Origin of the sequence: Lysobacter soli, from assembly GCF_003382285.1 — a bacterium.
GTDB lineage: Bacteria > Pseudomonadota > Gammaproteobacteria > Xanthomonadales > Xanthomonadaceae > Lysobacter_J > Lysobacter_J soli.
The window spans coordinates 71076-95076 of sequence record NZ_QTJR01000014.1; the positions used below are offsets into that span (position 1 = coordinate 71076).

Annotated in this window: 20 protein-coding genes, 1 other RNA gene and 1 pseudogene; 16 read left to right on the forward strand and 6 right to left on the reverse strand. The window is 68.2% G+C overall.

Annotated features, from left to right (window positions below):
- Positions 1 to 41: 41 nt before the first annotated feature.
- The 4 genes from DX912_RS15970 to DX912_RS15985 all read right to left on the reverse strand — a co-directional run bounded on the left by DX912_RS15970 (position 42) and on the right by DX912_RS15985 (position 4572).
- Positions 42 to 2234, reverse strand: a complete 2193-nt coding sequence (locus tag DX912_RS15970) for a RelA/SpoT family protein (protein ID WP_115844087.1) — start codon at positions 2232 to 2234, stop codon at positions 42 to 44.
- Positions 2235 to 2506: 272 nt separating this feature from the next.
- A complete protein-coding gene (gene rpoZ, locus DX912_RS15975) occupies positions 2507 to 2806 on the reverse strand; it encodes a DNA-directed RNA polymerase subunit omega (protein ID WP_115844089.1) in 300 nt (99 codons plus the stop codon).
- Positions 2807 to 2958: 152 nt separating this feature from the next.
- Positions 2959 to 3585, reverse strand: coding sequence for a guanylate kinase (gene gmk, locus DX912_RS15980; RefSeq protein WP_115844091.1), 627 nt, complete (start codon positions 3583 to 3585; stop codon positions 2959 to 2961).
- A gap of 126 nt (positions 3586 to 3711) precedes the next feature.
- Complete coding sequence (locus DX912_RS15985) at positions 3712 to 4572, reverse strand: YicC/YloC family endoribonuclease (RefSeq protein ID WP_115844139.1); 861 nt, start codon at positions 4570 to 4572, stop codon at positions 3712 to 3714.
- A gap of 90 nt (positions 4573 to 4662) precedes the next feature.
- Here DX912_RS15985 and rph point away from each other — a divergent pair, with 90 nt between their 5' ends.
- The 8 genes and pseudogenes from rph to DX912_RS18225 all read left to right on the forward strand — a co-directional run bounded on the left by rph (position 4663) and on the right by DX912_RS18225 (position 12608).
- Entirely contained in the window at positions 4663 to 5427 is a 765-nt protein-coding gene (gene rph, locus DX912_RS15990; RefSeq protein ID WP_115844093.1) for a ribonuclease PH, read from the forward strand.
- A gap of 8 nt (positions 5428 to 5435) precedes the next feature.
- Positions 5436 to 5825 carry a VOC family protein gene (locus DX912_RS15995; protein WP_115844095.1) on the forward strand — a complete coding sequence of 130 codons (390 nt, stop codon included), beginning with the start codon at positions 5436 to 5438 and terminating at the stop codon, positions 5823 to 5825.
- Positions 5822 to 6424 carry an RdgB/HAM1 family non-canonical purine NTP pyrophosphatase gene (gene rdgB, locus DX912_RS16000; RefSeq protein ID WP_115844097.1) on the forward strand — a complete coding sequence of 201 codons (603 nt, stop codon included), beginning with the start codon at positions 5822 to 5824 and terminating at the stop codon, positions 6422 to 6424. Before DX912_RS15995 ends, rdgB begins: the two co-directional genes overlap by 4 nt.
- Positions 6425 to 6588: 164 nt before the next feature.
- Positions 6589 to 7740: pseudogene (hemW, locus tag DX912_RS16005) on the forward strand (radical SAM family heme chaperone HemW); the annotation flags it as partial.
- Between the two features lie 246 nt (positions 7741 to 7986).
- Positions 7987 to 10245, forward strand: a complete 2259-nt coding sequence (locus DX912_RS16010) for a DUF1631 domain-containing protein (RefSeq protein ID WP_115844101.1) — start codon at positions 7987 to 7989, stop codon at positions 10243 to 10245.
- A 13-nt stretch (positions 10246 to 10258) separates the two neighbouring features.
- Positions 10259 to 10609, forward strand: coding sequence for a PilZ domain-containing protein (locus tag DX912_RS16015; RefSeq protein WP_115844103.1), 351 nt, complete (start codon positions 10259 to 10261; stop codon positions 10607 to 10609).
- A gap of 136 nt (positions 10610 to 10745) precedes the next feature.
- On the forward strand, positions 10746 to 12068 hold the full coding sequence (gene pepQ, locus DX912_RS16020) for a Xaa-Pro dipeptidase (RefSeq protein WP_425477958.1): 1323 nt from the start codon (positions 10746 to 10748) through the stop codon (positions 12066 to 12068).
- Positions 12069 to 12311: 243 nt separating this feature from the next.
- Positions 12312 to 12608 (forward strand): hypothetical protein, encoded by a 297-nt coding sequence (locus tag DX912_RS18225; RefSeq protein WP_147298662.1) that lies wholly within the window; start codon positions 12312 to 12314, stop codon positions 12606 to 12608.
- 116 nt (positions 12609 to 12724) lie between these two features.
- Here DX912_RS18225 and DX912_RS16025 read toward each other — a convergent pair whose 3' ends face one another.
- Positions 12725 to 14053 carry an aminopeptidase P N-terminal domain-containing protein gene (locus DX912_RS16025; RefSeq protein ID WP_115844105.1) on the reverse strand — a complete coding sequence of 443 codons (1329 nt, stop codon included), beginning with the start codon at positions 14051 to 14053 and terminating at the stop codon, positions 12725 to 12727.
- 73 nt (positions 14054 to 14126) lie between these two features.
- Positions 14127 to 14675: a UPF0149 family protein gene (locus DX912_RS16030; RefSeq protein WP_115844143.1), complete on the reverse strand. Its 549-nt coding sequence runs from the start codon at positions 14673 to 14675 to the stop codon at positions 14127 to 14129.
- Positions 14676 to 14808: 133 nt separating this feature from the next.
- Here DX912_RS16030 and DX912_RS16035 point away from each other — a divergent pair, with 133 nt between their 5' ends.
- The 8 genes from DX912_RS16035 to DX912_RS16070 all read left to right on the forward strand — a co-directional run bounded on the left by DX912_RS16035 (position 14809) and on the right by DX912_RS16070 (position 23823).
- Positions 14809 to 19371, forward strand: a complete 4563-nt coding sequence (locus tag DX912_RS16035; protein WP_147298663.1) for an EAL domain-containing protein — start codon at positions 14809 to 14811, stop codon at positions 19369 to 19371.
- A gap of 77 nt (positions 19372 to 19448) precedes the next feature.
- Entirely contained in the window at positions 19449 to 19670 is a 222-nt protein-coding gene (locus tag DX912_RS16040; RefSeq protein ID WP_115844110.1) for a TIGR02449 family protein, read from the forward strand.
- Between the two features lie 7 nt (positions 19671 to 19677).
- Positions 19678 to 19977 (forward strand): cell division protein ZapA, encoded by a 300-nt coding sequence (locus DX912_RS16045; RefSeq protein ID WP_115844112.1) that lies wholly within the window; start codon positions 19678 to 19680, stop codon positions 19975 to 19977.
- A 125-nt stretch (positions 19978 to 20102) separates the two neighbouring features.
- A non-coding RNA gene (ssrS, locus tag DX912_RS16050) (6S RNA) lies at positions 20103 to 20289 on the forward strand.
- A gap of 161 nt (positions 20290 to 20450) precedes the next feature.
- The gene (locus DX912_RS16055) at positions 20451 to 21038 is read left to right on the forward strand and encodes a 5-formyltetrahydrofolate cyclo-ligase (RefSeq protein WP_115844114.1); all 588 of its coding nucleotides are present in this window, start codon (positions 20451 to 20453) and stop codon (positions 21036 to 21038) included.
- Positions 21035 to 21505 carry an EVE domain-containing protein gene (locus tag DX912_RS16060; protein ID WP_115844116.1) on the forward strand — a complete coding sequence of 157 codons (471 nt, stop codon included), beginning with the start codon at positions 21035 to 21037 and terminating at the stop codon, positions 21503 to 21505. The genes DX912_RS16055 and DX912_RS16060 overlap by 4 nt, the downstream gene beginning before the upstream one ends.
- A 47-nt stretch (positions 21506 to 21552) precedes the next feature.
- Positions 21553 to 22215, forward strand: a complete 663-nt coding sequence (rpiA, locus tag DX912_RS16065) for a ribose-5-phosphate isomerase RpiA (RefSeq protein WP_115844118.1) — start codon at positions 21553 to 21555, stop codon at positions 22213 to 22215.
- Between the two features lie 132 nt (positions 22216 to 22347).
- Entirely contained in the window at positions 22348 to 23823 is a 1476-nt protein-coding gene (locus DX912_RS16070; RefSeq protein WP_115844120.1) for a DNA polymerase Y family protein, read from the forward strand.
- The last annotated feature ends 178 nt before the right edge of the window (positions 23824 to 24001 follow it).

Sequence of the window (24001 nt, forward strand, 5' to 3'; positions counted from 1 at the left end):
GCGCAGATGCGACGACGCGCGCCTGTCCCGCGCAGCCACACTCACATCCGCTGCACGCCGAGCACCACCGCGAGCCGTCGCACGCGTCGCATCACGTCGGCCAGGTGGCGACGATCGCTGACTTCGATGGCGAAACGCATCACCGCGATGTTCGCGTCGCGTTCGAGGTATTCGACGCGGTCGATGTTCGACTCGGCTTCGGCGATGGCGGCCGCCACCTGCGCGAGCGAGCCCGGGCGGTTGTCCACTTCGATGCGCAGCGCGGCGGAGAAATCGCCGGCGACCTGGCGGTCCCAGCCGATCGGCACCCAGCGGTCGGGCGACTTGCGGTAGTCGGCGACGTTGGGACAGTCCAGGCGATGCACCACGATGCCCTTGCCGGCCGTGTGGTAGCCCATGATCTCGTCGCCGGGGATCGGCAGGCAGCAGTTGGCGAAACTGATCACGCCGCGTTCGGCGCCGGTGATCAGGATCTTGTCCTGCGACATTGGCAGCATGTTGCCCCCCGGCGTGCGCAATGGCTTGCCCGGCGCTTCCCGCGCGAGCGCCATCGCGACCTGCTGCGGCATGCGGTTGCCCAGCGCGATGTCGGCCAGCAGCGCCTCAAGCCGCGGGTAGCGGAATTCGTTGAGATACGCATCCATGCGCACGGCGGGCACGCGGTCGAGCGAGATGCCGAGCGCTTCCAGCGCGCGATCGAGCATGCGATGGCCCAGCTGCACCGCGTCCTCGTGTTCGAGCTGCTTGAGCTGCTGGCGGATCGACGTGCGCGCCTTGCCGGAGACGACGAACTCCAGCCACTGCGGCTTCGGCGTCGACGATTTCGCGGTGATGATCTCCACGCGCTGGCCGCTGGCGAGCTTGGTGCGCAGCGGTACCAGTCGCCCGTCCACGCGCGCGGCGACCGCGCGGTTGCCGACGTCGGTGTGCACGGCGTAGGCGAAATCCAGCGCGGTGGAATTGCGCGGCAGCGACATGATGTCGCCCTTCGGCGTGAACAGGTACACCTCGTCGGGGAAGAGGTCGACCTTCACGTTCTCGAGGAATTCCAGCGACGAGCCGGTGGCGCGCTGCGATTCGACGAGATTGGCGATCCAGCTGTGCGCGCGGGTCTGCGCGCTGTTCGGGCCGTCACCGCCGTGCTTGTACGACCAGTGCGCCGCGATGCCGCGTTCGGCGATGAGGTCCATTTCCTCGGTGCGGATCTGCACTTCGATCGGCGAACCGTACGGGCCGAACAGCACCGTGTGCAGCGACTGGTAACCGTTGGCCTTCGGAATGGCGATGAAGTCGCGGAAGCGCGAATCCAGCGGTTTGTATGCGGCGTGCACGACGCCGAGGGCGTGGTAGCAGTCCGGCACCGTGCGTACGACGATGCGGAAACCGAACACGTCCATCACCTGCGCGAAGGTTTTGTGCTCCGCGCGCATCTTCGTGTAGATGCTCCAGGGCGACTTCACGCGGCTGACGAGCCGGTGCGCGAGTTTCTCCTTCGCCAGACGCTGCGCGAGCTGCGCCTCGATCTGCACGAGCGATTCGCGCCGCACCACTGGCTGCGTGCGAAGGCGCTTTTCGATCACCGCATGGCGCCACGGATGCAGCGCGCGGAAGCCGAGGTCCTGCAGCTCGGCCTTGATCAGGTTCATGCCCAGTCGCTGCGCGATGGGGGCGTAGATCTCCAGCGTCTCGCGCGCGATGCGGTGGCGCGCCTCCATGCTCTGCGCGCCGAGCGTGCGCATGTTGTGCAGGCGGTCGGCGAGCTTGATCAGGATCACGCGCAGGTCGCGCGACATCGCCAGCAGCATCTTGCGGAAGCTTTCCGCCGCGGCTTCCTGGCGATCGCGGAACTGGATCTTGTCCAGCTTGGTGACGCCATCGACCAGTTCGGCCACGGTTTCGCCGAACTCGCTCACCAGGCCGTCGTAGGTGAGCGGCGTGTCCTCGATGGTGTCGTGCAGGATCGCCGCGATCAGCGTCTCGACGTCCAGGCCCTGGTCGGCCAGCACCTTGGCGACGGCGACCGGATGGGTGATGTACGGCTCGCCCGACTTGCGCGTCTGCCCGACGTGCGCGGCCGCTCCTACCGCCCACGCCCGGCGCAGCTGTGCGCGCTGGTCGTCGGGCAGGTAGTCGGCCGCCTGTTCCAGCTCGCGCACGTAGTCGGGGACCTGTGCGTCGTCGTGGAGCGGCGGCACCGGAAGCGGAGCGGTCGGTGCGGGTTGTGCGGGGGTCATGTAAGGAATCTAAGCGCGGTGGTCCATGTGCGCAATGCGAGCGGATCGATGCGCTGAATAGGCGTGGTTTATGGCTATCCCACGGTCAGGAACGGACCTGCGCGCGAAGATCCCCCGTTCGACGGCTCGCGCCGTGCCGCAGCCTGCGGAAAGTGGAACGCCCGTCGCCGTCTTCACCTCGGCGGCTCTGTCCACGGCCCAAACGAAAACGGCCCCGCGCAGGCGGGGCCGTTCGTGCAGCAGGCCGGCGGAACCGGCCGCGACGGGTTGGATCAGTCGTCGCCCTTGGACAGGTCGTCGTCGGCGACCACTTCGGCGGCGGCCCACTCCAGCGCCTCGCGCTCCTTGCGCTCGCGCTCGGCCTTCTCGACGGCGTCGATGTAATCGGTGTCGATGCGGCGCGCGGCGATCTCACGCAGCGCCAGCACGGTCGGCTTGTCGTTGGCTTCGCTGTTGTCCAGCTGCGGATCCACGCCATTGGCCAGCTGGCGCGCGCGCTTGGCGGCCATCATGACGAGTTCGAAGCGGTTGTTGACCACTTCCAGGCAATCTTCAACGGTAATGCGGGCCATGGGGCTCCTGGCGGCCGGCGGGCCGTCGTGCGACTAAATGGGACCGCGAAGTCTACCCGGGCAGTTGTCCACAGGCAAGCCGCGCTTTATGAATCAGTAGGTTACGGGTATCGGACGCCGCTTTTGGTGGCCTGACAGGCGGCGGAAGTCGGTCAGGGCCCCGGATCGTCCGCCAGCAGGGCCGTGATCAGCCGCGAATGGCGGGCCACCTGCTGGTCCTTGCGGACGCGGCTGGCGATGAAGATCGAGCACATCTCGGTCACGGCCGTCTCGAAGTCCTCGTTGACGATCACGAAGTCGAACTCGCCGTAGTGGGACATCTCCTCGCGCGCGGCGGCCAGGCGCTGGGCGATGACCTCCTCGCTGTCCTGGCCGCGGTTGCGCATGCGCTGCTCCAGCGCCTGGCGCGACGGCGGCAGGATGAACACGCTGACCGCGTCGGGAACCTTCTCCCGCACCTGGCGCGCACCCTGCCAGTCGATCTCCAGCAGCACGTCCTTGCCCGACGCCAGCTGCGGTTCCACCGACTGCCGCGCCGAGCCCTTCCAGTCGCCGTGCACGAGCGCGTGCTCGAAGAAATCGCCCGCGGCGACCATGCCCTCGAACTCTTCCCTGCTCACGAAGTGGTAGTGCTCGGCGTGCCGCTCGCCCGGCCGCGGCTTGCGCGAGGTGAACGAGATCGACAGGCAGATGTTCGGATCGCGCACCAGCACGGCGTTGACGATGCTGGATTTTCCGGCGCCGGAAGGGGCCGCGACGATGAAGAGGGTTCCGCGCATAAGGCCGAGATTCGTGAGTCGGGATTCGGGATTCGCAAAAGCGAAGGTGGATATCGGTGGAGCCGTCGCCGGGATGAAGTTCGGTGTCGCTTTTGCGAATCCCGAATCCCAATCCCGAATCCCGCCTCACTCGATGTTCTGTATCTGCTCGCGAACCTGGTCGATGAGCACCTTCAGTTCGACGGCGGCCGCCGAACTGCGTGCGTCGACCGACTTGGAACCGAGCGTGTTCGCTTCGCGGTTGAATTCCTGGAGCAGGAAATCCAGGCGACGGCCGACGGCTTCCTTCAGCTTCAGCACGCGGCGCGCTTCGGCGACGTGCGAGTCGAGGCGATCGAGTTCCTCGTCCACGTCAAGCTTCTGCAGCCACATCACCAGCTCCTGCTCCAGCCGGCCGTTGTCCAGCGGCTGCGCGAGATCGGCCAGGCGCGCTTCCAGCTTGGTGCGCTGGCCGGCGCGGATCTGCGGCATCATCGCGCGCACTTCGGACGCAAGCGCGGCGATGCCGTCGACGCGTTCGGTGATCACCGCGGCGAGCTTGCCGCCCTCGCGCTCGCGAGCGCGCACGAATTCGTCGAGCACCTCGTCGAGCAGCGACAGCGCCTGCGCCTGCAGTTCGGCCGGATCGGTCGCCTGCGACTGCAGCACGCCGGGGAACTGCAGCAGTTCGGTCAGCTCGGTGCGCAGGCGCGGGAAACGCGAATCCAGGTCCAGCGCCAGCTCGCTCAGCTCGCGCAGGCGCGCGGCGTTGAGCTGGAGCGCGCCCTCGCCTTCCGGCGAGCGCAGGCGCAGCGTGAGGTCGATCTTGCCGCGCGCGACGCGGCCGGCGACGCGTTCGCGCAGCGCCGGTTCCAGCGCGCGCAGTTCGTCGGGCAGGCGTACGCCGAGTTCGAGGAAGCGGTGGTTGACCGAGCGCAGCTCGCAACCCAGCGTGCCCCACGGGGTGGCGCGTTCGCCGCTCGCAAAGGCGGTCATGCTGCGGATCATCGACAAATCCAGCGTCGTCGGGCAGGGCCGACCGGGAGCGAATGGTAAACTCGCGCGCCTCCGAACGGTACAAACCAAGGTATTCAGGCCATGTCCGGCACGCCCGTCGCCCCCTCCGCCGGCCTCCCGGCCTCCGTCGCGCGCCCCAGCGGCCGCGCGCCCTCACAGATGCGCGAAGTCCGCATCGAACGCGGCTACACCCGCCACGCCGAAGGTTCGGTGCTGGTGAGCTTCGGCGAAACCCGCGTGCTGTGCACCGCAAGCGTCGAGAACAAGGCGCCGCCGTTCCTCCGCGGCAAGGGCGAAGGCTGGGTCACCGCCGAGTACGGCATGCTCCCGCGCGCCACGCATTCGCGCTCCGACCGCGAAGCCGCGCGCGGCAAGCAGGGCGGACGCACGCTGGAGATCCAGCGCCTCATCGGCCGCTCGCTGCGCGCCTGCGTCGATCGCAAGGTGCTGGGCGAGCGCACCATCACGCTCGATTGCGACGTCCTGCAGGCCGACGGCGGCACGCGCACGGCGGCGATCACCGGCGCCTACGTCGCGCTGGTCGACGCGGTGCAGTGGCTGCTCAAGCGCCGCGAGATCGCGCGCGACCCGATCTTCGGCGCAGTCGCGGCGGTGTCGGTCGGCATCTACCGCGGCGTGCCGGTGCTGGATCTGGATTACGCCGAAGACAGCGCCTGCGACACCGACATGAACGTCGTGATGAACGACGGCGGCGGTTTCATCGAGCTGCAGGGCACGGCCGAAGGCCACGCGTTCCGTCGCGAGGAACTCGATGCGCTGACCTCGCTAGCCGAGGCCGGCATCGCCGAGCTCATCGCCAAGCAGCGCGAAGCGCTCGGGCTCTGACTTCGGACATGCAAAAGCACATCGCCTGTTTCGCGCTGGTGGTCGCCGATTACGACGAGGCCATCGACTTCTACGTGCGCAAGCTCGGCTTCGAACTGCGCGAAGACACCGACATGGGCGATGGCAAGCGCTGGGTGCTCGTCGCCCCGCGCGGCGCGCAGACGGCGATCCTGCTGGCGCGCGCGGTCGACGACGAGCAGCGCGCGGCGATCGGCCGGCAAACCGGCGGCCGCGTCGGCTTCTTCCTGCACACCGACGATTTCGCGCGCGACCACGCGTCGATGCTCGCGCATGGCGTGCGCTTCCACGAGGAACCGCGCCGCGAGCACTACGGCACCGTCGCGGTGTTCGAGGATCTGTACGGTAACCGCTGGGACCTGCTGGAGCCGGCCGCATGAGCGCGCGCGAACGCTGGGTCATCGCCAGCAGCAACCAGGGCAAGCTGCGCGAGATCCGCGAACTGCTGGGCGACACCGGCATCGAGATCGTCACGCAGGGCGAGCTCGGCGTCGCCGATGCCGACGAAACCGGCCTGACCTTCGTCGAGAACGCGCTGCTGAAGGCGCGCAAGGCGTCGCGCGAAACCGGCCTGCCCGCGCTCGGCGACGACAGCGGGCTATGCGTGGATGCGCTCGGCGGCGCGCCCGGGCTGTATTCGGCGCGTTATGCCGGCGAGCACGGCAATGCGGACGCCAACATCGACAAGCTGCTGCATGAACTGCGCGATGTGCCCGATGCGCAGCGCACGGCGCACTTCTATGCGGTGATCGTGCTGCTGCGTCACGCGGACGATCCGCAGCCGGTCATCGCCGAAGGCCTCTGGCGCGGACGCGTGCTGCACGAACGCCGCGGCGATGGCGGCTTCGGCTACGACCCGGTGTTCCTCGACGTCGAGCAGGGCAAGTCGGCGGCCGAACTCGACAAGGATTTCAAGAACCGCATCAGCCATCGCGGGCTCGCGCTGGCGGCGTTGAAGCGGCAGTTGGCGCTTCTTTAGCCCCTCTCCCGCGTGAGGGAGAGGGTTAGGGTGAGGGCAGGCGGAGCTGGCGTGTGGCCGATCATCGCAGCGGTGATCGGCTCGCTTCCTGATGGCGCCCCAGCCTGGGTCCCGGCTTTCGCCGGGATGACGGTTCTTTAATTCCGAAGGCTCAGAATTCCCCAATGCTCACCACCCCGCCCCTCTCGCTCTACGTCCACCTGCCCTGGTGCGTACGCAAGTGCCCGTACTGCGATTTCAATTCGCACGAGGGGCGCGGGCCGCTTCCGTTCGACGCGTACGTGGACGCGCTGCTGGCCGACCTGGACTACGACCTGCCGCTGGTGTGGGGCCGCACGATCCACTCGGTGTTCTTCGGTGGAGGTACGCCGAGCCTGTTCCCCCCGGAATTCATCGACCGCTTCCTGCAGGCGGCGAGCAGCCGTCTCCGCTTCGCGCCGGGCTGCGAGATCACGCTGGAAACCAACCCGGGCACCGCCGAGCACGGCCGCTTCGAGCTCTACCGCGCTGCCGGCGTGAACCGGTTGAGTTTCGGCGTCCAGACCTTCGACGATGAAACGCTCAAGCGCCTGGGCCGCATCCACGACAGCGGCGAAGCCGAGGCGGCGGTGAAGCTCGCGCAGGACGCGGGCTTCGACAACTTCAACCTCGACCTGATGTACGCCCTGCCCGGCCAGACGCTGGCGATGGCCGAGCGCGACCTCGAACGCGCCTTCGTGCTGGATCCGACGCACGTCAGCCATTACCAGCTGACGCTCGAACCGAACACGGTGTTCGCGGCGCGTCCGCCGCGCGACATCCCCGACGACGACGCCAGCTGGGACATGCAGGAGCACTGCCAGGCGATGCTTGCGCAGGCGGGCTACGCGCAATACGAAGTCAGCGCCTATGCGCGGCCGGGCCGGCAGTGCCTGCACAACGTCAACTACTGGCAGTACGGCGACTACCTCGGCATCGGCGCGGGTGCGCACGGCAAGATCACCCTCGGCGCCGAGCAAGACATCCTGCGCCGCTGGAAGACCAAGCATCCGACGCGCTACCTCGCCGCGGCCGGTCATGCCGAGGCGATCGGCGGCGACGACCGCATCGCGCCGGCGCGTCGTCCGTTCGAATACATGCTCAATGCGCTGCGGCTGGTCGACGGGTTCGCGCTCGGCGCGTTCGAAGCACGCACCGGCCTGCCGCGCACGGCGATCGCCCCGGCCCTAGAACAGGCGCAAGCGCAGGGCTGGCTGTCGGTCGATGGCGACCGCGTCCGGCCGACGGAACTCGGCCGCCGCTTCACCAACGACGTGATCGAACTGTTCCTCGACGAGGACGCGGCCGACGGCGCAAAACCTGCCGCGCTGCCGCATGAGGTGGCCGGCTACACCGTCGACTGAGCCGGGTCGACCACTATGCGCATGTCCCGGGACAAGCCACGGTCGCAAGCGGCTCTGGCCGCTGTTTAGGTCGTCCGACGTTTCATCGAGTGCGCCCCCTGAGGGACCACGCTGGAGCGACAAGGCTGGCGGGGCACGGATGGGTCGATGCATGATCGTCCGATCTGAGACGGTGATCCCATGTCCGCCACGTTCGAACCCCTAGGCAGTTCGATCCCTCGTCCTACCCTGGCTTCGGCGGCGTTGCCGCCGCGCGTGCGCCGCGTTCTCGAACATCTCTATGCGCTGGTCTCCGACGAAATGTCGCGCCAGCTCGAAGCGATGCTCGGCGAATTCGAGCAGCAGCTGTTCAAGCACGCCGACCTCGCGCGCAATCCCGCGCAGCAGGCCAGCCATCTGGAAACCCTGCGCACCACGCGCCTCAACCGCGCCGACCTGGTGCCGCGCTACCTCGCGCTGGTCGAAAGCGAGCTGACGACGATCCGCGATCCTGTCGGCGCGCCACTGGAAAGCAACGGCAGCGCGCCGGCGTTCCGCGACCTCAAGCTGGTCGAGCACGGCGAAGTCGACGAATCGCTGCTGCTGCGCACGATCGCCGCGCGGCAGGAATCGCGCGCCGGCCTTCCGCTGCTGCTGCTCGGCCAGCGCTTCGGCGTGCTGGCGGGCCAGCCGGCCTTCGATGCCGAACGCCTGCCGGTCGGGCCGTACGCGCTGGGCAAGATCCTGTCCGACGCCGCGCACGCGCTGCAGATCAGCCCCGAGGCCCGGCTGCACCTCTACAAGGTCTTCGACCACCAGGTCATGACCGGCTACGCGCAGCTGGTGGAAACCATGAACGCCCTGCTCGCGCGCGAGAACGTGCTGCCGAGCCTGTCGTTCGTGCCGATCCGCCCGCGCTCGCCGCAGCGGCAGGAAGGCCAGCGCCGTGTCGCCGAGCCGGGCGAAGCGGTCGATGCGCCGCAGCGCCAGCGCCCGATGACGGACTGGCCCGGGAACCACGACGGCGGCACCGGTCCGGCGCTGGAAAGCGAGACCTTCAACCTGCTGCAGCAGCTGCTGGCCGCGCGTCGCGATGCGATGAACCGGCTGCGACCGGGCGCCGGCGGCTCCGATGCCGGTGCGCCGCGCCCGACGCTCACGCGCGAGGAACTGGCCAACGCGCTCTCGGCGCTCCAGGACGTCCCCCTGCACCAAGCCCCGCCGCGCAACCTCACCGACGTTCGCCAGACCCTGCTCGCGCAGGCGCGGCAGCAGCGCGGCGAAGCGACGTTCCTGTCGCGCGACGACGCCGATACGTTCGAACTGCTCGACCTGTTCTACAACGAGATCGGCCGCGAGCTGCGCTCCGACGCCGCCGTCGGCACGCTGCTCAACCGCCTGCAGGTGCCGCTGGTGCGCCTGGCGTTGCAGGACCGCGGCTTCTTCGTCCGCAACGAACACCCGGCTCGCCAGCTGCTCAACGCCGTTGCCGAAGCCGGCGCCCACTGGGTGCCCCGGGACGAGGCCGACCCGCAGCTCAACGACCAGCTGCGCCGCGCGGTCGACCACGTCGTGGAGAACTACGACGGCGACAACGGCGTGTTCGAGAACGCCAACCGCCAGCTCCAGGAACACCTGCGTGCGATGGCGCGCAAGGCCGAGGTCGCCGAGCGCCGGCACGTCGAGGCCGCGCGCGGCAAGGAGAAGCTGGTGCTGGCCAAGCGCCAGGCCAGCGATGCGATCGAAGCGATCATCAGCGAGCACAAGCTGCCGCGCTTCGTGCAGACGCTGCTGAGCCAGGCATGGACCGACGTGCTGACCCTGACGCTGCTGCGCAGCGGCGAGGATTCGGAAGAATGGCAGCGCCAGCTGGACGCCACCCGGGAGATCGTCGCCGCCAACGCGGCGGGACAACTCGGGCAGGTGTCGAGTGCGCTCGGCGAGGACATCGAGGCCGCGCTGACGCAGGTCGGCTACCACGTCGAGGACGCGGGCGCGATCTCGCGCCAGCTCGTCACCGGCACGGTGGCGGCCAACGACGATGCGGCCTCGCGCACGGAACTGGCGCTCAAGCTCAAGGCGCGCACACGCCTGGGCACGGACGACGCACCCGCGCCGAAAGCCGCCGAGCGCACCCCGAAGGAACAGGAATGCTGGCGCCACCTGCGCACGCTTCCGTTCGGCACGTGGTTCGAGTTCGACATCGGCGATGCGGGCGAAGTCGTGCGCCGACGGCTGTCGTGGTTCAGCCCGGTGACCGACAACGCGCTGTTCGTGAACCAGCGTGGGCAGCGCGTCGCCGAGCAGTCGCTGGACAGCCTCGCGCGCCAGGTCGCCGCCGGTCGCGCACGCGTGGTCACCGAGGAAAAGAGCCGCCTGGTCGACCGCGCATGGGGCGCGGTGATGGGCGCGCTCGGCCAGCTGGTCGGGCACAACAACCACTCCGAAGCCCACGCCTGAAGGGAATGCCCGCATGATGGAAGAGTTCCGCCGCGCCCGCCGCCGTGCGATCCAGGAACCGGTGCAGGTCGTCGACACCATGACCGACACGGTGATCGGCCAGCTGAGCAACCTGTCGGAAACCGGCATGCTCCTCATCGCCACCGCGCCACTGGTCGAGGACGGCCTCTACCAGCTGCGCTTCAACCTGCGCGGCGCACCGCACCAGTCCTCGCCCATCGAGGTCGGCGCGCACCTGCTCTGGCAGGACAGCACCAGCACGCCCGGGCAGACGTGGTCGGGCTTTCGCTTCATCACGATGCTGGAGAGCGAACTCCAGCAACTGCGCCACTGGCTGGAATCGGGGCACGGCAAGCCGATGTGACACGGCCAAATGGCGCCGCGGCTTGCAGCGCGCGGCCCCGCGGCTCGCGCGATCTGTCGATTGCCTTGGCTGAATACGGACGCGTCGACGCCATGCGGCACAATGGGCGGTGTTCCCGCCTTTCGACCGCATCCGAATGACCACTGCCGCCGCGCTGTACCCGAACCACATCGCCGAACTGCACCGCCGCACCGAGCAGGCGCTCGCCCGCGGCGGCTTCGACCATCTCGTCATTCCCAGCGGCACATCGCACTACCAGGTGTTCGACGACCGCGACTACCCCTACGCGGTGAATCCGCAGTTCAAGGCATGGCTGCCGCTCACGCGCGCGCCGGGCAGCTGGCTGGTCGCCACGCCGGGGCAGAAGCCCAAGCTGATCTTCCTGCAGCCGTTCGATTACTGGCACGTCGTGCCGTCGGCGCCGAGCGGCTACTGGGTCGAGCATTTCGACGTCGTCACCATCCGCACGCCGGATGAAGCGCTGCAGCACCTGCCGGCGAACCCGGCGCGCTGCGCGATCCTGGGCGAGGCGAACAGCACGGTGGGCAATTTCGCGCCGAACAACCCGGCGTCGGTCGTGAACTACCTGGAATACCACCGCGCATTCAAGACGCCGTACGAAGTGGAGATGATGCGCGAGGCCTCGCGTCGCGGCGTGCGCGCGCACCGCGCGGCCGAGCGCGCCTTCCGCGCCGGCGCGAGCGAGTTCGGCATCCACCTGGTGTACTGCCAGGCCGCCGCGCAGGACGCGAACGACCTGCCCTACAGCAACATCATCGCGATCAACGAGCACAGCGCGGTCCTGCACTACACCGATCGCGACACGATCGCGCCGCAGTCGCCGCGCAGCTTCCTGATCGACGCCGGCGCCGCGCACGGCGGTTACGCCTGCGACATCACGCGCAGCTACGCCTACGACGCCGGCAGCGAGTTCCAGGCGATGATCGACGCCGTCGACGCCGCGCAGCTGAAGATGTGCGACCAGGTACGCGCCGGCACGGACTACAAACAGATCCACCTGGATGCGCACCTCGCGCTCGCCGGCGTGCTCAAGGATTTCGGCGTCATCAACGTCTCGCCCGAGGCGGCCGTCGCCACCGGCGTCAGCAGCGCGTTCTTCCCGCACGGCATCGGCCACGGCATCGGCCTGCAGGTGCACGACGTCGCCGGTTTCGCGGCGAGCGACGAAGGCGGCACCATCGCCAAGCCCGACGGCCACCCGTACCTGCGCCTCACGCGCGTGCTCGAGCCGGGCATGGCGGTGACGATCGAGCCGGGCCTGTATTTCATCGACATGCTGCTGGACGAAGTGAAGAAGAACGGCCACGCCGACAGCGTCGACTGGTCGCGCGTGGACGCGTTCAAGCCCTTCGGCGGCATCCGCATCGAAGACGACGTGGTCTGCACGGACGACGCGCCGATCAACCTGACGCGCGAGGCCTTCGACGAAGCGGCCTGATCCGCTTCGATCGTCATCCACGAACGCCGCGACCGATTCTTCGGTTGCGGCGTTCTTGTTTGTGCGGTTGGTGTTTCGATGCGTCGGCGGCGTCGGGCCGATGGCTTTACTTCGAGCGCTTTGCTTTGAGCAGTTGCTTCGAGCTGTTGCTGTTGCTGTTGCTGTTGCTGTTGAACAGCCTGGCAAGTCGCTAGCCCCGGTGGCCGCCGCACAGGATGTGCGGCGGTGAGCGCTGAGCCATGGATGGCAAATCGCGAACGCGCCTACTCGCTTTCCGGTCGTAGGACTGATCTGGGCAAATGGAAGGCCCTTTCTTTTGGTTACTTTTCTTTGGGCAAGCAAAGAAAAGTGACCCGAGCGCCGCAGGCGATCGGAAGCTTGGCTAGTGATTCTTCTTTGCTCTTCGAACGTTACCGGGAAAGCGTGGAAAGTCCATGGATGGTGCCGCCATTCGGCGGCCCAGAAGCGGCCCGCCTTCGCGGGAATGACGGGCAAGAGCAAGAGCAACGGCAAGATGGATTCCAGCTTTCGCTGGAATGACGGTGAAGTCGTTCACCGTTGAAGGAGTGCTCGTGCGCATCGGGCCTGGGTCCCGGCTTTCGGCGGGATGACAGGGAGGGCGGGACGCCGGTGCGGCGGAATGCCGCCAGCCAACCTCAGCCGCGCGAAGCCATCAGTGCCTCGATCTCGTCCGCACTGCGCGCGAGCGCATTCGTCAGCACCTGCGGTTCGTCGCGCGTGACCAGCACGTCGTCTTCGGTGCGGATGCCGATGCCGCGCCACTTCGCATCCACAGTGGTGTCGTCGGGCGAGATGTAGACGCCCGGTTCGATGGTGAACACCATGCCGGGCTCGAGCAGCCGCGATTCGCCGTCGAAGCGGTATTCGCCGACGTCGTGGACGTCGAGGCCGAGCCAGTGGCCGGTCTTGTGGCGATAGAAACGACGGTAGCTCCCGTCGGCCAGGTTCTTCTCCAGCTTGCCCTTCAGCAGGCCGAGGCGAAGCAGGCCTTCGGTCAGCGTTTCCACCGCGGCGACGTGGCCGGTCTCGTACGGAATGCCCGCCCGCGCCTGCGCGAGTGCCGCGGCCTGCGCTTCGCCGACGAGATCGTGCAGCGCGCGCTGTTCCCTGGTGAAGCGGCCATTGACCGGAAACGTGCGCGTGATGTCGGCCGCGTAGCCGCGGTATTCGGCGCCGGCGTCGATGAGCACCAGGTCGCCGTCCTTCGCCTGCGCCGCGTTCGCGCGGTAATGCAGCACGCACGCGTTGCTGCCGGCGCCGACGATGCTGCTGTAGGCGGGATCGGCGTCGTGCGAACGGAACACGCGTTCGACTTCCGCCTGCAACTGGTATTCGTGGATGCCGGGGCGCGCGGCGAGCATCGCGGCTTCGTGCGCGAGCACGCTGATGTCGGCGGCGCGCTGCATCAGGCGGATTTCGTCGCGATCCTTGAACAGGCGCAGCTCGTCGAGCAGATGGCCGAGTTCGAGGAACTCGTGCGGCGGCTGCGCGCCCTGTCGCACCATCGCGCGAACGCGATTGAGCCAGCCGATGAGCTTGAGGTCGAATTCCTGGTCGCGTCCGAAGTGGTAATAGACGCGCGAACGGCCTTCGAGCAGGCCGGGCAGGATGTCGTCGAGGTCCGCGATCGGGTACGCGTCGTCGAGGCCGAATGCCTCGACCGCGCCTTCCGGACCGAAACGCGGGCCGTCCCAGCCTTCGCGCTCAGGATCGCGCTCGCGGCAGAACAGGATCACCTCGCCGTGCTTGCGACCGGGCACCAGCACGAGCACCGCTTCAGGCTCGGGAAAACCGGTGAGGTACAGCAGGTCCGAATCCTGGCGATACGGATAGTGCGTGTCGCGGCTGCGGATGCGCTCGGGCGCCGACGGCAGGATTGCGATCGCGTCGTCGCCGGCCATGCGCATGAGCTGCTTGCGCCGCTTCGCGTAGGCCTTGTCGGGAATGCGGAGGGGTTTGTGCATTTGAGGCTCGTCATCCCCGCGCGGGCGGGAATCCATTGACTCGGCTTGCGCTACGCGCAACCGGGCCACGACGTCAGTTCAACTTCTGCCGATGCTGCGCCGCCAGCACGCAGTCGCCGTGCAGCAGCAACACGGCCACGCGCACGAATTCCTCGATCTCCACCAGCGCTTCCTCGTCTTCCTCGTCTTCCTCGTCTCCGTCGCTCTGCGGCTGCGCGGCGGCGAGCTTGGCCAGGTCGCCCAGCGCTTCGGCACCTTCGTCCGAGAGCTTCGGGCGCGAACCGGTCGACAGGCCGAAGCCGCCGAGGAAACCGCGGCACCATTCGAACAGCGCGCCGCTGCGATCGGCGAGCGAGGCGTCCGGTTCCGGGAGCAGCAGGGCGAAGTCGAAGCTGCGGTCGGCCAGCTGCGCGGCACTGGCCAGGCGCAGCTCGTCCAGCGCGCCGCCCGCAGCGGGCGCGGGGAGCGCGTCGTCGGCCAGCACCTTCGCCGGCCATTCGCGCACCGAGGCGCCGCCGCCGGCCAGCCAGCCGCACAGGCCGCCGTGCAGTTCAAAGGGCGAAGCTGCGAGCGCCAGCTGGCGGCTCTCGGCCTCGATCGCGGAGACGGAAGGCAGTTCGATTTCGGACACGAGCGGGCGCGAAGTGCGGGAAAGAGGGGGACGGGCGGCAGTGTAACAACCTGATGGTTGTTGCCGGCGCGAACGCCTGCCTACACTGCACGCAGCAACGCTGGAGTCGTTGCCGGGGGTGTTCGTGTTCCGCCAGACCTTGATGCCAGCCGCCCGGCTCGCCGGCGTGGTGTTCGTGCTCGCTGCAGCCCTGGCCGGGACGGCCGGCGCGGCCACGCGCGACTTCTATTTCGACCGCCCCGGCAGCGAGCGCGGCCTGGTCCAGAACACCGTCACCGCCTTCGCGCAGGACACGCAGGGCTACGTCTGGGTCGCCACCCAGGGCGGGCTGCACCGCTACGACGGCCAGCGCTATCTGCCCTACCGCCATAACCCGCGCGACGCCGCGAGCCTGCCCGACAGCCACATCACGGCGCTCGCGATGGATGGCGACCGCGCGCTGTGGGTCGGCACGTACTCGGAATACCTCAGCCGGCTGGACCTCGCCAACGGGCAGATCAAGCGCTTCAAGGCCTCCGGCGCGGCGCATCCGCACCGGCAGGTGATGGCCGTGCTGCCGCAGCGCGGACAGGTTTGGGTCGGCACCGTCGCCGGCCTCGAACGCCTGGATCCGGCGACCGGCAAGCGCCAGACGGTCGTGCCGCTGGAAACGCAGGTCATCGGCAACGCCAGCCGGCAGAGCCTGCTCGCCGCACGCGACGGCGTGGCCTGGTGGGGCGGTCCGCAGGGCCTCTACCGACTCGACGGCAGCCTGCCCGAGCGCATCGGCCCCGAGGACGCGGTCACCGCGCTGTTCCAGGACGCCGGTGGCCAGCTCTGGGTCGGACGACGCGACGGCCTGTTCCGACTGCACAGCAATGGCCGCGAACTCATGCGCGCGTGGCCGGAACAGCCGATGCCGGGCGAAGACGCGCCGGTGGTGCGCGCGATCGTGCAGGCGCCGGACCGGCAGCTCTGGTTCTCCGTTTACGGCTACGGCCTGCGCCGGCTCGATCCGGTCAGCGGCCACGTCGAGGAAGTCCGCGAAGAACCTGGCATCGATGCGAGCCTTCCAGACGATTCGATCAACGCATTGATGATCGACCGCGGCGGCATGCTCTGGATCGGCGGGCAGTTCCGCGGCGTCGCCGTCGCCGATCCGCGCGGCACGCGCTTCCGCTACGTGTTCAACATGGAGCACCCGCGCCGGCCCGACAGTCCGGCGTCGGCCGACAGCATCCGCTCGATCGTGCAGGGCCAGGACGGCGCGCTGTGGCTGGGCACCGACAACGCGCGCCTGTTCCGCTACGCGCTGGACGACGACCGCTTCGAGGACCTGAGCGCGCTGCTCGACGACCAGGGCCGCACGCCGCACGTCACCGGTTTCGCGAAGGCGGGCCCGGACGATCTTTGGGTCGCCACCGACACCGGCCTCTATCGCCTCGATCCGCAGCGTCGGACCGCGCGCCCGCTGCCGATACCGGAACTTGGCCGCACGCCGCTGCGCACGCTCGCGCTCGGACGCGACGGCTCGCTCTGGATCGGCAGCCACGGTTACGGGGCGTACCGCTACCGGCCCGACACCGGCAAGCTCACGCACTTCGCGTATCGCGAGAACGATCCGAGCGGGCTGAGTTATCCGGTCGTGCACGCGATCGTCGAAGACCGCCACGGCCACGTGTGGTTCGGCACCGGCGACGGGCTGGACGTGCTCGATCCGGCGACCGGTCGCCTTCGTCACTTCCGCCATCTCAATACCGATCCGCAGAGCCTGCCCGGCAATCGCGTGCGCGCGCTGCACGTGGCGAGCGACGGTTCGCTGTGGGTCGGCACGCACGCCGGCCTGAGCCGCGTCGTCGAGGAGAAGGACGGGAGCGTGCACTTCGCGCATCCGCTCACCGGCACCTTGAGCAGCGACCTGGTGCCGGTGGTGTTCGCGATCGCCGAAGCGCCGGCAGGCCGGCTGTGGCTGAGCACGCAGGCGGGGATCATCAGCTACGACATCCGCGACGAGCGCACGCGCAGCTACGGCCTCGCCGACGGCCTGCAGGACCTGGAGTTCCACGGCGGCTCGGTCGCGCAGCTGGACGACGGACGCATCGCCTTCGGCGGCGTGCGCGGGCTGAACCTGTTCGACCCGCGACGCATGCACGAGTCCGGCTACACCGCGCCGCTGCGGCTGCTTGGCGCATGGGTCGGCAACCAGGCGAAGGCCGATCCGAGTTCGCTGTGGCAAGCGCCGAAACTCGATCTGGACGAAGGCGACGGCCTGCTGCGACTGCGCATCGGCGCGCTGGATTTCGCGCCCACCGCCGCCACGCGCTACCGCTACCGAATGGACGGGTTCGATCGCGACTGGATCGACAACGGCACCGCGCGGGACGTCACCTATTCGCGCCTGCCGTCGGGCAGCTACAACTTCCTCGTGCAGGCCACGAACCGGCATGGCGCGTGGAACGAAGCGACGCTCGACATCCCCGTGCACGTCGCCCCGCCGGTGTGGCGCCATCCGCTGGTGATCGCCGCCGCCGTGCTGGCGTTCCTCGCATTCGTCGGCGGACTGACCTGGCGCCGCCTGCAGGACCGCCGTCGCGAGCGCGGCTACTTCGCGCAGATCCGCGAACGCGACGAGCGCCTGAAGCTCGCGCTGTGGGCGTCGGGCGAACAGTTCTGGGACTACGACCTGGAGCGTCGCGTGCTGCGCCGCACGCGTGCCGACGAGCAGGCGGGCCTCACGACGGACCTGGGCGTGCAGACGCTGGTCGACGCGAACCTGCAGATCCATCCGGATGACCTGCCGCGCGCGATCGCCTCGCTGCGTCGCCACCTGCGCGGCGAAACGCCGCTGTACGTGTCCGAACACCGCGTTCGCGAAACCGACGGCAAGTGGGTCTGGATGCGCGCGCGTGGGCGCGTGGTCGAACGCGACGGCACCGGACGCGCCTTGCGCGTGGCCGGCACGGCGCGCGACATCACCGCCAACCGCAGCGCCGAGCGCGATCGTCGCATCGCCGGCCAGGTGCTCGACAGCATGATGGAAGCGGTGGCGGTGTTCGATCGCGAATTCCGCTTCGTGTCGGTCAACCCCGCCTTCACCCGCATGACCGGCTACAGCGACGCGGAAGTGATCGGCCGCCCGACGCGCCTGCTCGACAGCGACCAGCACGACCCGGCGTTCTACCAGCACGTGCGCGCCGAGCTGCGCCGCAACGGTCGCTGGTCGGGCGAGATCTGGCAGCAGCGCAAGAACGGCGACGAGTTCCTGTGCTGGTTCCAGGGCAGCGAAGTGCTCGACGCCGGCGGTCAGCACGGCCATTACGTCGCGGTGCTGGGCGACATCACCGACCAGAAGCGCGCCGAGCAGGAACTGCGCTACCTCGCCAACTACGACACGCTGACCAGCCTGCCCAATCGCGCGCTGCTGTCCGAGCGCCTGTCGCGCGCAATCGTGAAGGCGCGCCGCGGCAACACGCGCATCGCAATGCTGTTCCTCGACCTGGACCGCTTCAAGGACATCAACGATTCGCTCGGCCATGCCGCCGGCGACCGCATCCTGCGCGCGGCCGCGCATCGCCTGCAGCATGCCGTCGGCCCGACGCACACGGTCGCGCGCCTCGGCGGCGACGAGTTCACGGTGCTGCTGGAAAACCTGGAAAGCATCGAACACGCCGAGCAGGTCGCGCGCGACGTGCTGGCGTCGTTTGAAGCGCCGCTGGACATCGACCAGCGCCACGACGTGGTGATCTCGCCGTCCATCGGCATCAGCCTGTATCCCGACCACGCGCTGGTGCCGACCGACCTGCTCAAGCACGCCGACACCGCGATGTACCAGGCCAAGGCGGCGGGGCGACGCACCTTCATGCGCTACACCGAGGCGATGGACGTGGAGATCCGCGGCCGCGCCACGATTTCCGCTGCGTTGCGCGGCGTGCTCGACCGCAACGAGCTGCGGCTCGTCTTCCAGCCCAAGCTTTCGCTCGACCATTCCCGCATCACCGGCGTGGAAGCGCTGCTGCGCTGGACGAGCCCGGAACTGGGCGCCATTTCGCCGGCGCAGTTCATCCCCCTGGCCGAGGAAAGCGGCCTCATCCTCGACATCGGCGAATGGGCGCTGCGCGAAGCGTGCAGCGTGCTCAAGGGCTGGCGCATGAAGGGCCTGGATCAGCTGACGATGGCGGTGAACGTCTCCTCGCTGCAGCTGCTGCGCGGCAACCTCCCCAAGCAGGTCGCGCGTGCGCTGGTCGAAAGCGGCGTGCCGCCGGAGATGCTGCAGCTGGAGCTGACCGAGAGCGTGATCATGGCCAACGCCGGGCAGACCTCGGCGACGCTGGATGCGCTGCGCTCGCTCGGCGTGGGCCTGGCGATCGACGACTTCGGCACCGGCTATTCGTCGCTGGCCTACCTCAAGCGCCTGCCGATCCACACGCTGAAGATCGACAAGGAATTCATCGGCGACCTCACCCGCGACGCCGACGACGAGGCCATCACCACCACGGTCATCGCGATGGCGCATTCGCTGGGCCTGACGGTGATCGCCGAAGGCGTGGAGACGGAGGCGCAGATGCAGTTCCTGCGAGGGCGCGGGTGCGACGAGATCCAGGGGTATTGGCTCGCGCGTCCGCTGGAAGCGGCCAGCTGCCTGTCCTTCATCCGGGCCTGGACGCCGCACTCGGTGCCGGTCGGCAGCGGGACCGTGGACACGGTCTGACGACAGCCGTGAACGGGCGCGCAGCCCCGCGGGGCCGCGCCCTTGACCCGTCACCCCGCCCTGCTATCGTGCCCGGCATGGAACAGGCCCAACTCCTCGCGCAACTGCAGTCGCTCGCCGACCGTGTCGAGCAGTTGGCCGACCGCGCGCGTCGCCTCTCCGAGGAGAACCGCAGCCTGCGCCAGCAACAGGAACAGCTGATGGGCGAACGCTCCGCGCTGCTCGCCAAGAACGAACAGGCGCGCACGCGGGTCGAAGCGATGATCGCGCGGCTGAAATCGCTGGAACAGCACACGTGAGATCGCAATGACCAGCGAAGTCGTCAGCATCCGACTGCTCGATCGCGAATACACCGTCGGTTGCGAACCCGGCGAGCGCGACAGCCTGCAGGCCGCCGCGAAGCTGCTGGACGGCAAGATGCGCGAGATCCGCGGCACCAACCGCATGGCCGCGCTTGATCGCGTCGCCGTGCTGGCGGCGTTGAACCTCGCGCACGACCTGCAGCAGATGCGCGACGAACTGGCCACGCGCGACCGCGAACTCGAGCGCACACTCAACACCCTGCATCGCCGCCTGGACGACCTGTTCGACGTACCGGCACGGTGAAGCGCGACGTTGCGTTCACACTGAACGCGCAGATCGAACCGGATGCATTCGTGCACTGAATCGTTCCCGAGGCGGCACCGACGAGCGGACACGCAGCGGTAGGTCGCCGCGCTATACTTTCTCCTCGTCCTCTGCTGTGCGCGACAGCGTGCGCAAACATTCGCCTTGTCCCTTAATGACGACCACGGGGGCGCGGCGGACGCCCGGAGTGCAGGTCCGCCTCGTAGCGGGAAGCCCGAAGGCATCCAAGCGTCCCCACTTGAACCCCGGGTTCAAGGTCGTTTCGCAAGCATCGCCATTGGCGGAGGATTTCCATCTCACGGTCGCGGCAGAAATGCCGCACCCCGGTTCGGGCGCGGATTCGCGCCCGAATTTCTATGTGGCCGCGCGCGGTCGCGCCCGGCTTTCGTAACTTCGTTGATTCCCGTCCACCGGCCGCCTTCCCGGCGCCGCACTACAGGATCCCGCGCTGCATGACGGTCGACCGCACGGCGCTGCGCCGCGAGCTCCGCAACCGCCGCCGTGAACTGCCTGCCGGCGAGCGCATCGCCGCCGCCGAACGTCTCGCCGCGCAGTTGCTCGCGCTTCCCTTCGCGCCCTCCTCGGGTCACGTCGCCGGTTACTGGGCCATGGATGGCGAGATCGCGCTGCACGTGTGGCAGCTGCGCCTGCCGCGCGAGTGTGTCTACTGCCTCCCCGTCCTGAACGACAATGGCCGCCTGCGCTTCGCGCCGTGGCGACCGGGCGACGCGCTGGTGAGCAATCGCCACGGCATCCCGGAGCCGGACATCGCCGAAACCTCGATGCTCGAACCGGAACAGATGGACCTAGTCGTCGCGCCGCTGGTGGGCTTCGACGGTCGCGGCCATCGGCTCGGCATGGGAGGCGGCTGGTACGATCGCAGCTTCGCCTTCCGCCACCAGCGCCCTGCGCCGCCGTGGCTGGTGGGAGCCGCGTTCGACGTGCAACGGGTCGAGACGCTCGACCGCGCGGATTGGGATGTCGCCCTGGACGCGGTGTGCACGCAATCGTCCACGCTCGACTGCAGGAGTTCCGAATGAGCGCCCGTCGCCGTTACTGGCTGATGAAGTCCGAACCGGACACGTTCTCCATCGACGATCTCGAACGCGTGCGCACCGAACCCTGGAACGGCGTGCGCAACTACCAGGCGCGCAACTTCATGCGCGATGGCATGCAGGTCGGCGACGGCGTGCTGTTCTATCACTCCAACACCGACGTGCCGGGCATCGTCGGCACCGCGACGGTGGCGAGCAAGGCGTATCCCGACGAGACGCAGTTCGACCCGAAATCCGACTATTACGACGGCAAGAGTTCGCGTGAGGAACCGCGCTGGTTCCTGGTCGACGTCGCGTTCGAGCGCAAGTTCAAGCGCACCATCACGCTGGACGAACTCAAGCAGCACGCCGGCAAGCTCGGCGAGGACTTCGCACTGATCCGCCGCGGCAATCGCCTGTCGGTGCTGCCGGTGACGGCCGCGCAGTGGAAGTACCTGCTGTCGCTCGAGTAATGCCGGCGCGTCGCGCCTTTCCAATTTCCACCACCCACGCAGCCCACATGAGCGAAAGCAAGCGCCTGGCCGGCGAGAAGGCCATCGAGTACGTCGAGGACGGCATGATCGTCGGCGTTGGCACCGGTTCCACCGTGGCCTTCTTCATCGACGCGCTCGCGCGCATCAAGGACCGCATCAAGGGCGCCGTGTCGAGCTCCGACCAGAGCACCGCGCGCCTGCGCCAACACGGCATCGAGGTGCTGGATCTGAACGCGACCGGCCCGTTGTCGCTCTATGTCGATGGCGCGGACGAATGCGATCCGCACAAGCGCCTGATCAAGGGCGGCGGCGCGGCGCTCACGCGCGAGAAGATCATCGCCGAGGCGAGCCAGAAGTTCGTGTGCATCGTCGATCCGAGCAAGCGCGTGGACGTGCTCGGCAAATTCCCGCTGCCCGTCGAGGTCATCCCGATGGCACGCAGCCTCGTCGCGCGCGAGATCCAGGCGATGACGCGCGGCCAGCCGGTGTGGCGCCAGAGCGCGGACGGCGCGGGCGTGGTTACCGACAACGGCAACGTCATTCTCGACATCCATGGGCTCGCGATCGTCGATCCCGTCGGACTGGAGCAGGCGATCAACCAGATTCCGGGCGTCGTCAGCGTCGGCCTGTTCGCGCGCCGGCCGGCCGACGTGGTGATCGTCGGCGGCGAGCCTCCGATCGTCCTGTAGTTCCGTGGTGTGCCGGTCTCAAGACGTGAGACCGGCAGCGTCGACAATCGGCTCGCATACGCGCCGGCGACGCCGGCGCGCGACACTTTCCTCCGGTGCTCTCGCTTTTCCGGGTGCATTTGCCGGTACGCCATGACCCTGCGCTGCCTCTTCGTCGACTTCAATTCGTACTTCGCCTCGGTGGAGCAGTACGACGAGCCGGCGCTGCTCGGCCGGCCCGTTGCTGTCGTGCCCGTCATGTCGGCCACGACCTGCGCCATCGCCGCCAGTTATGAGGCCAAGGCCTTCGGCGTGAAGACGGGCACGCCAGTGTGGGAAGCGCTGGAGCTCTGCCCCGATATCGTCCTGCGCGAGGCGCGACCCGCCCGATACATCGCGATGCACCATCGCCTGATGGCCGCCATCGAGGAGTGCATTCCGCACGGCAAGGCCGAATCGATCGACGAGGTGCCGTGCTGGCTGATCGGCCGCGAGCGCGAGCGCGCCAATGCGGAAGCAATCGCCCAGCGCATCAAGCAGCGCCTGGTCGACGAGGGCTTCAGTCCGGCGATCCGCTGTTCGATCGGCATTGCGCCGAACCGGTTCCTTGCGAAGACGGCTTCGGACATGCGCAAGCCGGATGGACTGACCGTCCTGGAAGAGGCGGATCTGCCAGGTGCGCTGCATTCGCTGGCGCTTAGGGAGTTCTGCGGCATCGGGCCATCGGTCGAGCAGCGCCTGCTACGCGCCGGGATCCATACGTCCGAGCAGCTCTGCGCTGCATCGCGATCCCAGTTGCGCGCCGCGTGGGGCAGCATCGAAGGTGAACGCTATTGGCTGCAGTTGCGCGGGCATGAATTTCCAGGCCGCACCGAGCGCCGCGCGTCGCTGGGCCACTCGCACGTGCTCGGTCCTGAACTGCGCACGTTCGAGGGCGCGCGCGCCGTGCTCTTCAAGCTGCTGGCGAAGGCCGCGATGCGGTTGCGGCATGAGCGCTACCTTGCGGGCGGGCTTTCGATCCGCATTCGTTTTGTCGGGATGGAAAACCGCTTCGAGCGCGACCTCACGTTTGCGCCCCTCGACGACACGCCGACCTTGTTGCGTTTACTGGGCGATGAACTCGCGTCCCTCGAAACCGCCATCGAGCGCAGACGCTGGAACGTCAAACGACATCCGCCGCTATCCGTGGCCGTCACGCTGACCCAGCTCGAACCGGTTGGCAGCATCACCCAGGAACTGATGGCCACGCGCGGTCGCGCGAAGGCAATCAGCGCCACGCTCGACTCCATCAACCGGCGCTACGGCAACAACACGCTCTACTTCGGCGCGATGCAGGAGGCGCTGGAGCAGGACGCGGCGCCGATGCGGATTCCCTTCGCCACGATTCCGGAGGCTGGGCTGGAGGAAGATGTGGCGGCGCGCGGCAAGCCCGCGGATTCAGCGGAAGAGCTATGGCTGGAGCGCGAACGCCAGTTCAAGGTGATGGCCGAAGAGGCGCACCGGAAAGCTCGGGAACAGCCTGAGAGGATCAAGGCGGTTACCGCCAAGCCCTTTGGCGCTGGAGGTTGGACGCGCGGAATCTCCAAGGAACCACCTGCGGCACCGGGAACGACGGGATCGCTGTTCTGATTCTCGTGGTGCGGAGATCGGCCGCCGTTGAATCTCGAAAAGTTCTGCAGCGCATAGCTGTGCTGACGTTCGGTCAAGCGATGCGCCAGTTTGCTTTTATGTCGCGCAAAAGAAGAAGGCCGGTCCTGATGGACCGGCCTTCTGGGGTAAAGCCCCTGGCGATGACCTACTCTTGCAT